This is a genomic window from Brevibacillus sp. HB2.2 (genome assembly GCF_013284275.1).
GTDB classification, from domain to species: Bacteria; Bacillota; Bacilli; order Brevibacillales; family Brevibacillaceae; genus Brevibacillus; species Brevibacillus brevis_D.
Window position 1 is genome coordinate 34811 of sequence record NZ_JABSUV010000007.1, and the last position, 13914, is coordinate 48724.

Sequence of the window (13914 nt, forward strand, 5' to 3'; positions counted from 1 at the left end):
TTCGCCAATTCTCTCGATTCTCTCTTAGAAAAACATACCAAATCGTCAGTCATAGAAAACAAGAATATCCCTCTACAACAAGAAACCCGCCCGGTTTTGACGAACGGAACCTGGCGGGTTTTCCTAGCTGTATGTTACTGACCTGGTTGGAACGGCTCTGGTTGTTCAGCCCGCAAACCAAAATGATAGAGGATTGCTTCTACAATACGGCGTGAAGCCTCGCCATCCCCATATGGGTTGACAGCATGCGCCATTGCATCGTAAGCCGCTTGGTTGGTCAGCAATTCTTTTGCCATTGCATACACTTGCTCTTCGTCGGTTCCCACGAGCTTCAACGTGCCTGCTTCAATCCCCTCAGGACGTTCTGTCGTATCGCGCAGAACCAGGACTGGTACGCCAAGAGACGGCGCTTCCTCCTGTACCCCGCCGGAATCGGTCAGGATGAGATGGGAACGACGAGCGAAGTTGTGGAAATCAAGGGCATCCAATGGTTCGATCAATGAAATGCGATCATGGTTTCCGAGAATCTCCTGCGCCACTTCTTGTACAGCAGGATTCAAGTGAACCGGATACACAACAGAAATCTCAGGATGCTCATCCACCAGTCTTCGAACTGCACGGAAAATACGGCGCATTGGCTCACCCAAATTTTCGCGGCGGTGTGCCGTCATCAGCACCAGCTTCTGCCCAGCTACGCGATCAAGCACCGGATGCGTGTAATCCTCGCGAACCGTTGTTTTCAACGCGTCAATCGCTGTGTTTCCTGTCACGTAGATGCTCTTATCCGGCTTTGCTTCGCGACGAAGATTGTCAGCAGATCCATTGGTCGGAGAGAAATGAAGGTCAGCCATTACACCTGTCAACTGACGGTTCATCTCTTCCGGGAACGGCGAGTACTTGTCCCATGTGCGCAAGCCCGCTTCCACGTGGCCAATCGCGACTTGATTATAAAAAGCAGCCAGACTCGCCACAAAAGTGGTTGTCGTATCCCCGTGTACGAGGACGATGTCCGGTTTTACTTCCTTCATTGTTTCATCCAGGCTCTCCAATGCGCGAGTGGTCACGCCCACCAGCGTTTGGCGATCCTTCATAATGTTCAAATCAATGTCTGGTTGAATATCAAAAATGTCCAAAACCTGATCGAGCATTTGACGATGCTGGGCCGTCACGCAAACGACAGATTCGATCTGCTCGCTGTACTTGTTCAATTCATGGACAAGCGGTGCCATTTTGATCGCTTCTGGACGTGTGCCGAATACCGTCATTACTTTTACAGTTTTCATCCGTTTTTCCCTCTCCGACTACTTCGTGCCGTACAAGCGGTCACCCGCATCGCCCAAGCCTGGCACGATGTATCCATGGTCGTTTAAATATTCATCAACAGCCGCTACGTAAATATCTACATCAGGATGCTCGTCCTGAACTAGCTTGATACCTTCTGGAGCAGCGATGAGGCACATCAGTTTCAAGTTTTTCGCTCCACGTTTTTTCAAAGCAGTAAGAGCGGCAACAGCAGAGCCACCAGTCGCCAGCATCGGGTCAGTTACGATCAACTCACGCTCAGCAACATCGGATGGCAGCTTCACATAATACTCAATAGGCTGTAGGGTTTCCGGATCACGGTAAAGACCTACGTGTCCTACTTTGGCAGCAGGGATCAGCCTCATCAGGCCATCCACCATACCAAGACCAGCACGCAGAATCGGTACCAACCCTACTTTTTTACCAGCGATTACATTCGACTGACAGGTAGCCACTGGCGTTTCGATAGTGATTTCCTCCAAAGGCATATCACGGGTAATTTCATAGCCCATCAGAGTAGTCACTTCATCTACCAGTTCGCGAAATTCCTTGGTCCCTGTATTCTTGTCACGAATATACGTAACTTTATGCTGAATCAGCGGATGGTCAAACACATATACACGGCTCATGTCATTTCCTCCGTTTCCCTATCAATACATCCTTTCTATAATAGCTGGTGAGAGTGGCTCAGTCAATTTGCCTAATCTTCGTACTTTTTCTCATCCTCGATCCCTACCTACAGCCGCGAAGTAAAGAAAAAAGCAGACCCGTATAGAAAATTTTCCACTGGGTCTGCTTCACGTAGCCTTACCTTAGATATTCAAGCCTTCATACATCGGGAAACGTTGGCACAAAGCTGCCACACGTTGGCGTGCTTCCTCGTGTTTCGCAGCATCCTCTGGATTTTTCAATGTCAGAGCGATAATCGCTGCTACTTCTTTCATTGCTTCCTCATCAAAACCGCGGCTTGTCACTGCTGGCGTACCCATGCGCACACCGCTTGTAACAAACGGGCTTTGTGTATCGTAAGGAATTGTATTTTTGTTCGTAGTAATGCTTACTTCGTCCAACAGATGTTCAGCTACTTTACCTGTCAGGCCGATTTTGCTTACATCAATCAATACGAGGTGGTTATCCGTTCCGCCGGAAACAAGCGTCAAACCTTCAGCAGTCAAGCTTTCCGCAAATGCACGTGCATTCTTGATGATGCGAGTTGCGTAATCCTTGAATTCTGGTTGCAGGTTTTCGCCGAAAGCAACCGCTTTTGCTGCGATCACGTGCATCAACGGACCACCTTGAACGCCTGGGAACACGGATTTGTCGATGCCTTTCGCGAACTCTTCCTTGCACAAAATCAAACCGCCACGTGGTCCACGCAGAGTCTTGTGCGTCGTAGAAGTAACGAAATGCGCGTGCGGTACTGGGTTTGGATGCAGACCTGCCGCAACCAGACCAGCGATGTGCGCCATGTCAACCATGAAGTACGCGCCCACTTCGTCCGCGATCTCACGGAACTTGGCAAAATCAATCGTACGCGGATAGGCACTCGCACCAGCAACGATCAGCTTTGGCTTGTGCTCCAATGCTTTTGCACGAACATCTTCATAGTTGATCAGGTGAGTATCTTCGTCTACACCGTAGTCAACGAAATTGTACAGAGTACCGGAGAAGTTTACTGCACTACCATGCGTCAAGTGACCACCGTGGGACAGGTTCATTCCCAGTACGGTGTCGCCAGGCTGAAGAATCGTGAAGTATACAGCCATGTTCGCCTGAGCACCAGAGTGTGGTTGTACGTTTGCATGCTCAGCGCCAAAAATTTCTTTTACACGGTCACGAGCGATGTTTTCCACGATATCCACATACTCGCAACCACCGTAATAGCGGCGACCTGGGTATCCTTCTGCGTATTTGTTCGTCAAAACGGTGCCCATTGCTTCCATAACTGCGCGGCTTACGAAGTTTTCAGAAGCAATCAGCTCAATCTTGTCGCGCTGTCTTCCGAGCTCCAGTTGAACGGCTTCCATTACTTGCGGGTCTTGTTTACGCAAAAAATCTAGCATAGTAGTTTCTCCTCCTCTTTTACGTGCAACTTTCATTTGGTGGTGTCTTCTCATACACGGCACGCGGTCCGCCAATCAGCTTGGGACGTGTGCGCGCTGCCGTAACATGTGCTTGTCCAACGAGACGCTGTGTCGGACGCACTGGTACTGCCACATGCTTCAGATGCATGCCGATAAGCGTATGGCCGATATCTATGCCTGCATGCGCCCGAATTTGCTCTACAACAGCTGCATCCGTGAACTGTGTAAACGCATGCGCAGCCATAGAGCCTCCAGCAGTCGGAACGGGAACAACCGAGACCTCTTCCAGTCCGTATCGCAATGCAACCTCGCGCTCGACGACCAAAGCCCTGTTCAAATGTTCACAACATTGAAAGGCAACAGCAAAGCCGCGCTTCCCTACAACGGATTGAATCCCACGATATAGAGCTTTCGCTACATCTTGGCTGCCAGCCTTTCCAATATGCTCACCGAGCACCTCGCTGGTACTGCACCCAATCACCATAAGTTGTCCGGCTGCAAGCTCTGCCATATCAGCTACTTCTTCGACAATGTCACTGATTTGTTTTTCGATAGCGGATAAATCCACTTACTTCACTCCCGCATGCTTCGCTTCGATTTGGGAAATCTTTTCCACGCGACGCTCGTGGCGACCACCTTGAAACTCTGTTTCCAACCAAATTTTCACGATATCAAGCGCAAGACCCGGTCCAATGACCCGCTCACCCATCGCCAACACGTTGGTGTTGTTATGCTCACGGGTAGCGCGTGCGGAAAACGTATCATGCACAAGTGCACAACGGATGCCCGGAACCTTGTTGGCCGCGATCGACATGCCGATGCCTGTTCCGCAAACGAGAATGCCTCGATCAAACTCCCCCGCTGCTACCTTTTCCGCCACTGGCAAAGCATAATCGGGATAATCAACCGACTCTTCGCAGGTGCAGCCGAAATCTTCCGTCTGGATGTTCATGGAGGCCAGCAGAGTCTTGATCTCCTCTTTTAGCTTGTATCCACCGTGATCAGCAGCAAGTGCTACTTTCATCTGTCATCCCTCGCTTGTCTCATAATCTTTGTCTAGTATACATCAAAACACAATAAGTAAAAAGTGAACATTTTTATTGGACAACTAAAAAATTGTTCGTACTCTCACAAAAAACAAGGTCCTGGCTATACACCAGCACCCTATTCATCCACTGATTTACGAAGACCTGGGTCCTTAAGCATCAATGAGAGCCTTTCCAGTGACTCTTCGATTTCTTCGGCACACCTGCGATAATCCATCAGTGATCCCCCATACGGATCAGCAATATCACTAAAGCCTTCTATCCCAACGAACTCTTGGAGGGTATGCACCTTTTCAGTGGCTGAGGGGAAATACGTCAAGATCGCGCGCTTGTGACCATGCGTCATCGTCAAAATGACATCAGACCATTCGATCAACCCTTCGTCTACCTTGCTGGCCTTATGATCGTGAGCAATTCCTCGCTCTTCTAATACTTGTTTAGCGTGCAAGGAAGCATCCTGACCAGCAGATGCCGCCACGCCAGCTGAGCGTATTTCAAGCCCCTGTCCGTCTGTCTTCGCACGGAAAATCGCTTCTGCCAAGGGGCTTCTACACGTATTTCCCGTACAGACGAAAAGTATCCGTTTCACGTATGGTTCCTCCTCACCTATTAATTAGTCAGGTTATATCATAAATTTTAACCCAAAACCAAACAAAATAAGTCCACCTATTAATTCGCTATAATCCCCAAGCCACCCTCCCACACTCCTGCCTAACAATAAACCGAAGTAGGACATCGTGCCACCCATTATTCCAAAAAGAGAGATGGCCAAAATTCTATTGACCTCGATCAAGCCGAACGAGAAACCGACGGTGAATGCATCCAGGCTGACACTAAATGCGAAGAGAAGGAGTCCGAACCCTTTTGTCTTCCATACACTTTTTTGTTCCCCTTGAACGAAGCCATTCCATAGCATATGCAAGCCGATGATCATCAGGACCCCGCCACCAATAAACACGGCAATATCTCCAACCAAATCGGACAAGTACGCTCCAACGACAATCCCGATGATCGGCATCATAATATGAAACAGTCCGATGGTAATACTCACCTTGATAATCTCTCGCAACCGAATCCCAACCATACCTACGCCAATTCCTAACGAAAAGGCATCCATACTTAAGGCGAAAGCAATAATGAGCAAGGTCAAAAATTGCCCCCATTGGAATAACACCTGATCCAAGCAGCTCCCCTCCCGTCTCTTCACCTTATGCGGACGAGGGGGAGTTTAGGACAGGTTTACACGGACAAGACACGGCCTCCAGCAGCCTTTTCCAAGCGATTCATCACGGCCATACCCAACCCGTTTCGCGGGAAAGTCTCACCGACAATATACTGCACTTCTTGATCGTCGAATTCTCGCAGCACTGCATACAACTGTTGGGCAACCCCTTCCAGATCCGCTTGTGATCCAACCACGAGAACAACATCTACCGATGCGTGGCTTTGCCAAAAGGGAGCTGTTTCTTCCGTTGCCAGCACGCCCGTTTTTTGACCGTGCTGCTTCGCCTGTTGCAGCATGTCTTCCATTTTTGCCCGGACTTTTTCACACTCTCCTGATACTAGCCACATTTCCCCTTCAGGAGCGTAATGCGTATATTTCATCCCTGGAGAGCGCGGTGCCTCGGCTGCTCCCACTTGAAAGGAAGGGTCCAGCTCCACATAGCCAATTACTGGTTCCATTTGCTCCCGTGTGATGCCGCCTGGGCGCAGAATCATGGGCGGCTCCTGTGTCACATCAATAACAGTAGACTCTACCCCAACACCTGTTGCCCCTCCATCGACCACACCCGCTACGCGTCCATCCAAGTCAGCCAATACATGCGCCGCAGTCGTTGGACTCGGACGTCCCGAGCGATTGGCGCTCGGAGCCGCAATCGGTACCCCCGCTTCTTTGATCAAAGCCAAGGCAATCGGATGATCAGGCATGCGAACGCCGACTGAATCCAACCCTGCCGTTACTAGCGACGCTACCTGATCTGTTTTTGGCAAAATCACCGTCAAGGGTCCAGGCCAAAACGCCTCCATCAGCTTTTTCCCTTTCTCCGGAACCTCACTTGCTACTGTGGATAACTGGTCCCACGCTCCAATATGTACAATCAGCGGATTATCGCTGGGTCTGCCTTTTGCTGTAAATATCTTTTCCACTGCTTCATTCGATAATGCATTCGCTCCCAAGCCGTAAACTGTCTCCGTGGGAAACGCGACAACTGCCCCTTCTCGAAGAAAACGGGCTGCATCCACAATCTGTGCACAACTAAGCTGATTTTCCACATCGTTATCCACAGACCAGACTTTTGTCACACCATTCATTTCCATCGATAAAAAATCCTTTCTCTAGCTCGTTTCTTTGTAAGGAGTGCCTTAAGTATAGATGTGCACCAAAAAGTTTTCAACAGGCTGTGGGTAACTTGTGAATAACTTTTCAGAACAGCGTGGAAAAGAGAACATTGTTACCTTTTTTTAACTTCCTGCGTCTTCCCCTTGTAGTAGAATGAACACGAAAACAAAACAATAACTTTCCCTTTATCGAAAGGACCGTGAATGAAATGTCATCTTTTAAATCCTTAGCTTCCAGCCTGCTTGGCACAGCTGTATTGTTAACAGCCGTCGCTGCTCCAGTATTTGCAGCACCTGCTTCACCTGCAACCTCCACAAAGCCTGCTGTACAAGCGCCAAAGCCACAAGCTAACGGTGTCGTGTTCACACCAAAAACCATTACGGTCGATACGAAAGAATTTCAAGGTAAAGTATCCATCCCAGTGATTAGCGGGATGAAGGATAAAGCTTTTGAAGCAAAACTAAACGCTACTCTGCTGAAAGAAGCACAAACAGGCCTGGCAGAAGGACAAAAAGCCGGCAAAGAAGATGCGGCAGACGCGAAAAAGAACGGCTGGGAGCTACGCCCTCATGCACTCGACATCTCCTATGAGGTACACAATGCCGGCAAGCTCGTTTCTTTCTCCGTACAGACATACATTTATACAGGCGGAGCACATGGCATGACGGATGTTACGTATTACACCATCGATAATCAGGCCAAGGCAAAACAACTGAAGCTGGCTGACCTGTTCCATCCTGGCTATGACTACCGTACCATTCTCAATCAAATCATTGCACAGCAAATCAAAGCAGAGACTGAGGCTGATGGCTTTAACCCTTACGATGCATTCGAGGGCATCAGAGTAGATCAAGGCTTCTCCTTTAAAGACGGCAACCTGATGATCCATTTTGGTCAATACGAAATTGCCGCTTATGCAGCTGGAATGCCTGAGTTTGCGATCCCAGCTCATCGTTACCAAAGTCTGTTGAAGCCTGAGATTCGTGAGGCTTTGCTCAAAAAGTAATTGTGGCAATTCAAAACGACACCTGCACATGCGGCGGGTGTCGTTTTTTATGTCCGGCTTAGGAGAGCCAGCCCTCGATTTTTTCCCATAAGTAAAATCGCACTTCTACTTCAGGAGCAGAGGCAGTTACTTTTTCTGCTTCTTCTGCTTTTTCTACCTCTGCGGACTCTTCTTCCTCTGCTTTTGTTTGCTCAGCGTCCACTCTATTTGTTTCGGAATGATTCCCTACTTCGTTCTCTTCCAGGGGTAAGACTGCTACTTCCTCGGATGCAGCTTCTGCCGTTGGCTCAGATTCTTCCGGCTTTGGAGTTGGCTCGGCTTTTACAGCGTCGCCATTGGACATGTCAATAAAGCAGAGCGGCGGGAACAGGACACACCACCAGTTTTGCCCTTTTGCCTCTCCAATTTGTACACGGACCGCTCGGTAATTACCCGCAGGATACACATAGGAGCCGTACAGCTTCGTTGGAAAAGGGACTTCGCCGAAATCGACTACCGCTTTGTATGAAAAACCGCGTTCCTTGACCGTCTTGTCCACGACTTGTTGAAGGACAGGCAATTGTGTTTGAATCATTTGCTCTGCTTCCTCCAAAGTCTCGATATCGTCCGCCCACGTACTCATTTGAGCGACAATCGCATCTCTGACTTCGCGCTTTAACCATTGATCTTGGACAGAATCGCTGTTCGCAATAATGCGCAAGCGAACGGATTCCTGAGGGATCGGCCCATTATCCAACACATTGGCCGAAGTAAGCTGCCCCTCCCAGCTCATCATAAGCATAAACAGGCTAAATGCCATTAACAACATCCGTTTCATCGTTATCCGTCTCCCTCTATACTGATCTTCTCTCTTTAGCAATCAGTATGGACGGATTCACACGATTTCAAACATTCATTCCCTATGTAAAAAAGGCGAGACGAGCTCTTGCTATCGTCTCACTCCGATAACAACCCGCTCGATCCCCGCCAAATCTGGAACAATCTCAACCTCATCCATGACACCGGATGCCCTCATCAATGCCGCTACATCCCCAGCCTGATAAATGCCTACTTCAAACGCTACGACGGCTCTTTCTTTCAATAGATTCGGCAGCGCCTCACACAGGCGACGATAGCAATCCAGACCATCTTCGCCGCCATCCAGAGCCAAGCGAGGTTCATGTACGCGCACCTCATCGTCCAGCTCCTCGACATCACGACTCGGGATATACGGTGGATTGGATACGAGGACGTCTACCCTTTCCCCTGCTTCCAAAAGCGGCTGCACCAAATCCCCTTGTAGAAAGCGGACATCTGCCCCAAGACGACTTGCATTTTCCCTTGCAATTGCCGTTGCCTCAGGAGACAGGTCCACCGTAGTCACGCGCCATTGCGTTTTTTCTAGCGCGAGCGTAATGCAGATGGCTCCGCTCCCTGTGCCGATATCCACCACCGCTAGCTCTTCGCTCTCAGGCCAGAGCTTTGTAGCGGCAGCCATCACTTGCTCTACCAGTATTTCCGTTTCCGGTCTGGGGATCAGCACGCCTGGTCGCACCGTAAAAGGACGCCCGTAAAACTCCTGTTCGCCAAACATGTATTGCAATGGCTCGTTATTCGCCCTGCGCACGCACAGTCCGTCCAGCTTCACCAATGTTTCTGCATCGATTGAATCCGTCATCGCCATTAAAAAGCGCGTCCGATCCCAGTCGAGACAATGACGAATCATTAGCTCCGCTTCGAACAAAGGATCCTTTGTCCCTTTTTCCCGCAAAAAGGAAGAAGCCCGTAATAGGGCTTCTCGAATCGTCGTGACATCAGACCAATCAAGCTGAGTGTGCATGGCTTTTCAAAAGCTCCGTTTGTTCATGCATGATCAGGTTGTCGATCACTTCATCCATTTCGCCTTCCAATACCGATTCCAGTCGGTGCAGGGTCAGACCGATGCGGTGGTCGGTCACGCGGCTTTGTGGATAGTTGTACGTGCGGATGCGCTCACTTCGGTCACCAGTACCCACCAAGCTTTTGCGCGTAGCATCTGCTTCCGCATTTTGTTGTTGCATGTAGAAATCATACAGACGAGCACGCAATACACGCAACGCTTTGTCTTTGTTGGAATGCTGGGATTTCTCGTCCTGACAAGAAACCATGATCCCTGTAGGAATATGCGTTACGCGAACCGCAGACTTGGTCGTGTTAACGCTCTGACCGCCCGCACCACTGGAGCAGAACGTATCGATGCGGATATCTTTTTCGTGTACTTCCACTTCCACTTCTTCTGCTTCTGGCAGAACCAGTACAGTCGCAGTAGAAGTGTGGATGCGTCCACCGGACTCAGTAGCCGGGATACGTTGCACACGATGCGCGCCGCTTTCGAATTTCATTTTGCTGTAAGCACCGCGACCAGACAGCGAGAAGACAATTTCCTTGTATCCGCCGATATCGGTTGGGCTTGCCTCCAGCACTTCAATTTTAAAAGCGTTACGCTCCGCGAAACGTGTGTACATACGGAAAAGCACGGCTGCAAACAGTGCAGCTTCATCGCCACCCGCAGCACCGCGGATTTCCACAATCACGTTTTTCTCATCGTTCGGGTCTTTTGGAAGCAACAGGATCTTCAAGCGATCTTCTAGTTGTTCCTTGCGTGCTGACAATTCATTGAGCTCGAGCTTGACCATTTCACGCATCTCGTCATCCAGCTTCTCTTCCAGCATCGCTTTGGCGTCATCGATTTGACTCACCACTGATTTATATTCACGGTATGTCGTTACCGTCTCTTCCAACGAAGATTGTTCCTTAGACAGTTCTCGCAAGCGTTTTGTATCACTAATGACGTCGGGGTCACATAGGAGGTTGGTTACTTCTTCAAAACGCTCTTCGACTGCAGATAAGCGTGTAAACATTTTTATTTCACCCCATCGCAAAGAATAATTGCCTTTTGGCGCAGGCGAAGCCTTGGTAGCATGTATGTTAGATATGAATTGCGATAAATATGCTATCTACCATAAAAACGGTTATAACAGATAAATTATAGGAGGAAAGGCGCAAGAAGTCAAAGTGCATTATAACTGGAAATGTTTTACCGATGCCAAACAGGCCCGGCAATGCCGAGCCTTGCTACATACGTCCTGCTCACCTGTCAGCGATGGTAACCGTCATGCGAGGTTAAGTGAAAATCGTAACGTGGGAGTCTTTCCTGAAGAAGCGAAATCACCTGCTGCTCGATGGTTCGCGCCTGATTCGCAGTGATGTTATGCACAAGGTCAAGAGTAACATATGCATTGGCATCGCTGAGTGTGATGCGAGCGTTTTCCACACCTTTTACAGACATGGCCATTCTCTCCATATTAGTCACGTCGACTGGGGTATTACGTGAGTTCCAATGGCCGATAATCATGTTCGGATTTTGGTTGCGTCCCATTAACGAGTCACGATCGGCTGCAACAGGCGCACGGCCTTGAAGTGTATGGCCGCTTTGATCCCCTCTGATCTTCATATTGTGCTGCGTATTCCTCACATCCGTACTATAGCTCTGTTGCTTAGCCGTATTTCCCCCGCATCCGACAGTTAGGACAGTTGTAAGTACAACTAAGCCCAGAACGACACGTGAGCTGCTCAAAAGCCAATTAGGCTGTGTCCGCATGAAAAAGCCACCTCCTGTTTTGCTTAGTCTGTGCATCGCTTCTAGGGCTCATGCACGGGACAAACAGGGGGTGGCTTATGCTTGCTTTCTTTATTTATTCGACAACTGGAGGGGTGTAGTAATGCTTGCGACAGACGCTGCTGTATGTATCATTCCCAGCAATTTCAATCGTCTCCCCAGAGTAGACGGGCTGTCCATTTTTGAACTTGAGAATATGCGTCGCCTTTTTATTGCAATACACACAAACTGTTTTAATTTCTTCTACTTTATCAGCCTCGCACAAAAGGGCGGCGCTGCCAGGGAAGAGCTCATTCTTGAAGTTTTTCAACAAGCCATAGACGATGACGGGGATTCCCAGCTTGTCCACGATCCTGACGAGCTGATCCACATGATGGCGGCTGATGAACTGAGCCTCGTCAACCAACACGCAATGCGGCTTGACTGATTCTGCCTCTACGATTTGGTACAAATCGGTCTCTTCGCTAATCGGAATCGCTTCTCGGCTAATCCCCACACGTGAAGCAACTTTTCCCACGCCATAGCGATCATCAACTGCTGGAGTAAACACTACTACTTTTTTCCCCGATTGCTCGTAATTGTGGGCAACGGTCAATAATTGAATGGATTTGGAAGCATTCATCGCTCCATACCGAAAATATAGTTGTGCCACGTCTCTATCTCCCTTTGCCTAAAAGTTGTTACTCAGTCTTTGCATGGCGATCTTTTGCCTCCTGGAACAAGGCCATGGCCAGCTTTCTTCTTTGTGCATGGTCCACACAAGGAAGCGGGTAGCCGAAGCCAATCTTGCAGCCAACTTGCTCTTGGATATGCTCCGGCATGTCCCATGGTTTATGAATATATTGTAGAGGTACTTCACGCAGTACGGGAAGATATTTTTTGACGAAAACACCGTCTCGATCAAACTTTTCCCCTTGTGTGACAGGATTAAAAATCCGAAAATACGGTTGCGCATCGGTACCAGTCGAAGCACTCCACTGCCAGCCCCCGATGTTTGCCGCTTCATCGAAATCAATCAACTGCTGTGCAAAATAGGCCATTCCCCAACGCCAATCCACAAGCAAATCCTTTGTCAAAAAAGAAGCAGTAATCATCCGCAGCCGATTGTGCATCCATCCTGTCTCATTCAACTGCTTCATTGCAGCATCCACAATCGGATAGCCCGTCTCCCCTTGACACCAACGGACAAACAAATCCTTCTTGTTTTCCCAAGCGACCTCTTCAAATTGTGGCAGGTAGGCATGGTTAGTCGTGTGGGGATGGAAATAAAGCACCTGTTGATAAAATTCTCTCCAAATGAGCTCCGTAAGAAAAGCTTCGATCGAGGTAACCTGCTCACCCCGCGCGGAAGCAAGCACTTCCTGTACGCGATGATACACCGTTCGTATAGACAGCGTACCTATGTTTAAGGCAAAAGATAATCGGGATGTCGCATTCACCCCTGGCATGTCGCGTTTTTCTTTGTACGTATAAATGTCTCTATCTAAAAATTGCTGCAATCGTATACGTGCGGCTCGCTCCCCGAACTGCTCCATTTCCCACTCGGTGCCCATCGGTCGGTTTCTTCCAAACGCTTCCACAGTAGGAACTGGCTCACTCGGCAACTCCTTCAACCGATCAAATAGAATCCATCTTGTCGGCTGAGGGAATGGCCGGTCTTTGGGGAGCGTCTGCCAAACGCGGCGATAAGGGGTAAAAACCGCATACGGCGTTCGCTGCTTCGTCATAATTTCCCCAGGCTCATGCAAAACCAAATCCTTGCATGCATGGACAAACACGCCGTGCCTGCTCAACACTTCTGATACGAACTTGTCTCGCTTGCGAGCGTCTGGCGTATAATCCCGATTGAGAAACAGCTTTTCTGCACCCGTCTCTTGCGCTAATTGACAGAGCACTTGCTGTGGTTCACCGCGGCGAATCAATAGACGACCTCCCAGTTGAACCAAAGCGTCGTCGAGTGCAGCTATTGCGGAAAAATGCGCATGGAGTCGCTTATCTCCTACAGCCGCAGAAAGACAAAGCGAATCCTCCACTATATAAACAGGAATAATCGGATTACCTGTGAGCATGGCTGCGTGCAGAGCAGCATGGTCGTGCAAGCGCAGATCCCGACGGAACCAGACTATGGCAGTCATCGTTTGTCCTCCCGAAAAAATCAGTGCCAGAAAAAGACAAAACCAGGCAGATTGCTCTACCTGGTTGTTCCCATACATTCTGATTATTACAGATTGTATTTGCGTTTGAAACGGTCTACACGGCCGCCTGCATCAACGAATTTTTGTTTTCCTGTGAAGAAAGGATGGCAGTTGGAGCAGATCTCCACTTTCAACGCTTGTTTCACGGAACCGGATTCAAATTCGTTACCGCATGCGCAGCTAACTGTTACTACGTTGTACTTAGGATGAATGTCTTGTTTCATCTCTTCTACACCTCTTTCCGCCCTGAATCGTTTGCCGAAACAGAGTTATATAAATACATATCAGATAGTAGCATGAAAC

16 protein-coding genes are annotated in these 13914 nt (G+C 49.0%); 1 reads left to right on the plus strand and 15 read right to left on the minus strand.

Annotation, left to right across the window (positions count from 1 at the left end):
• Positions 1-134: 134 nt before the first annotated feature.
• From wecB to HP401_RS06725, 8 genes are all read right to left on the minus strand, one after another.
• Positions 135-1283 (minus strand): non-hydrolyzing UDP-N-acetylglucosamine 2-epimerase, encoded by a 1149-nt coding sequence (wecB, locus tag HP401_RS06690; protein ID WP_173604506.1) that lies wholly within the window; start codon positions 1281-1283, stop codon positions 135-137.
• An 18-nt stretch (positions 1284-1301) separates the two neighbouring features.
• Entirely contained in the window at positions 1302-1931 is a 630-nt protein-coding gene (upp, locus tag HP401_RS06695) for a uracil phosphoribosyltransferase (RefSeq protein ID WP_015893638.1), read from the minus strand.
• A 183-nt stretch (positions 1932-2114) separates the two neighbouring features.
• Complete coding sequence (locus HP401_RS06700) at positions 2115-3365, minus strand: serine hydroxymethyltransferase (protein ID WP_173604507.1); 1251 nt, start codon at positions 3363-3365, stop codon at positions 2115-2117.
• Between the two features lie 19 nt (positions 3366-3384).
• Positions 3385-3954 carry a TIGR01440 family protein gene (locus HP401_RS06705; RefSeq protein WP_173604508.1) on the minus strand — a complete coding sequence of 190 codons (570 nt, stop codon included), beginning with the start codon at positions 3952-3954 and terminating at the stop codon, positions 3385-3387.
• Positions 3955-4410 carry a ribose 5-phosphate isomerase B gene (rpiB, locus tag HP401_RS06710; protein WP_007725502.1) on the minus strand — a complete coding sequence of 152 codons (456 nt, stop codon included), beginning with the start codon at positions 4408-4410 and terminating at the stop codon, positions 3955-3957.
• A gap of 140 nt (positions 4411-4550) precedes the next feature.
• Positions 4551-5021, minus strand: a complete 471-nt coding sequence (locus tag HP401_RS06715; RefSeq protein ID WP_173604509.1) for a low molecular weight protein arginine phosphatase — start codon at positions 5019-5021, stop codon at positions 4551-4553.
• 33 nt (positions 5022-5054) lie between these two features.
• On the minus strand, positions 5055-5615 hold the full coding sequence (locus tag HP401_RS06720; protein WP_173604510.1) for a manganese efflux pump MntP: 561 nt from the start codon (positions 5613-5615) through the stop codon (positions 5055-5057).
• A gap of 56 nt (positions 5616-5671) precedes the next feature.
• A complete protein-coding gene (locus tag HP401_RS06725) occupies positions 5672-6751 on the minus strand; it encodes an L-threonylcarbamoyladenylate synthase (RefSeq protein ID WP_173604511.1) in 1080 nt (359 codons plus the stop codon).
• A gap of 230 nt (positions 6752-6981) precedes the next feature.
• On the opposite strand from HP401_RS06725, the gene HP401_RS06730 reads away from it, so the two are divergent.
• Positions 6982-7779: a DUF3298 and DUF4163 domain-containing protein gene (locus HP401_RS06730; RefSeq protein WP_173604512.1), complete on the plus strand. Its 798-nt coding sequence runs from the start codon at positions 6982-6984 to the stop codon at positions 7777-7779.
• 58 nt (positions 7780-7837) lie between these two features.
• On the opposite strand, the gene spoIIR is transcribed toward HP401_RS06730, so the two are convergent.
• From spoIIR to rpmE, 7 genes are all read right to left on the minus strand, one after another.
• Positions 7838-8596 carry a stage II sporulation protein R gene (gene spoIIR, locus HP401_RS06735; RefSeq protein WP_173604513.1) on the minus strand — a complete coding sequence of 253 codons (759 nt, stop codon included), beginning with the start codon at positions 8594-8596 and terminating at the stop codon, positions 7838-7840.
• Positions 8597-8707: 111 nt separating this feature from the next.
• Complete coding sequence (prmC, locus tag HP401_RS06740) at positions 8708-9598, minus strand: peptide chain release factor N(5)-glutamine methyltransferase (protein WP_173604514.1); 891 nt, start codon at positions 9596-9598, stop codon at positions 8708-8710.
• On the minus strand, positions 9582-10658 hold the full coding sequence (gene prfA / locus HP401_RS06745; RefSeq protein ID WP_142498004.1) for a peptide chain release factor 1: 1077 nt from the start codon (positions 10656-10658) through the stop codon (positions 9582-9584). The genes prmC and prfA overlap by 17 nt, the downstream gene beginning before the upstream one ends.
• 236 nt (positions 10659-10894) lie before the next feature.
• Positions 10895-11398: a hypothetical protein gene (locus HP401_RS06750; protein WP_064200385.1), complete on the minus strand. Its 504-nt coding sequence runs from the start codon at positions 11396-11398 to the stop codon at positions 10895-10897.
• A 94-nt stretch (positions 11399-11492) separates the two neighbouring features.
• Positions 11493-12068: a thymidine kinase gene (locus HP401_RS06755; protein WP_015893649.1), complete on the minus strand. Its 576-nt coding sequence runs from the start codon at positions 12066-12068 to the stop codon at positions 11493-11495.
• 28 nt (positions 12069-12096) lie between these two features.
• On the minus strand, positions 12097-13551 hold the full coding sequence (locus tag HP401_RS06760) for a cryptochrome/photolyase family protein (protein WP_173604515.1): 1455 nt from the start codon (positions 13549-13551) through the stop codon (positions 12097-12099).
• A gap of 86 nt (positions 13552-13637) precedes the next feature.
• Positions 13638-13835: a 50S ribosomal protein L31 gene (gene rpmE, locus HP401_RS06765; protein ID WP_015893651.1), complete on the minus strand. Its 198-nt coding sequence runs from the start codon at positions 13833-13835 to the stop codon at positions 13638-13640.
• Positions 13836-13914 lie beyond the last annotated feature (79 nt).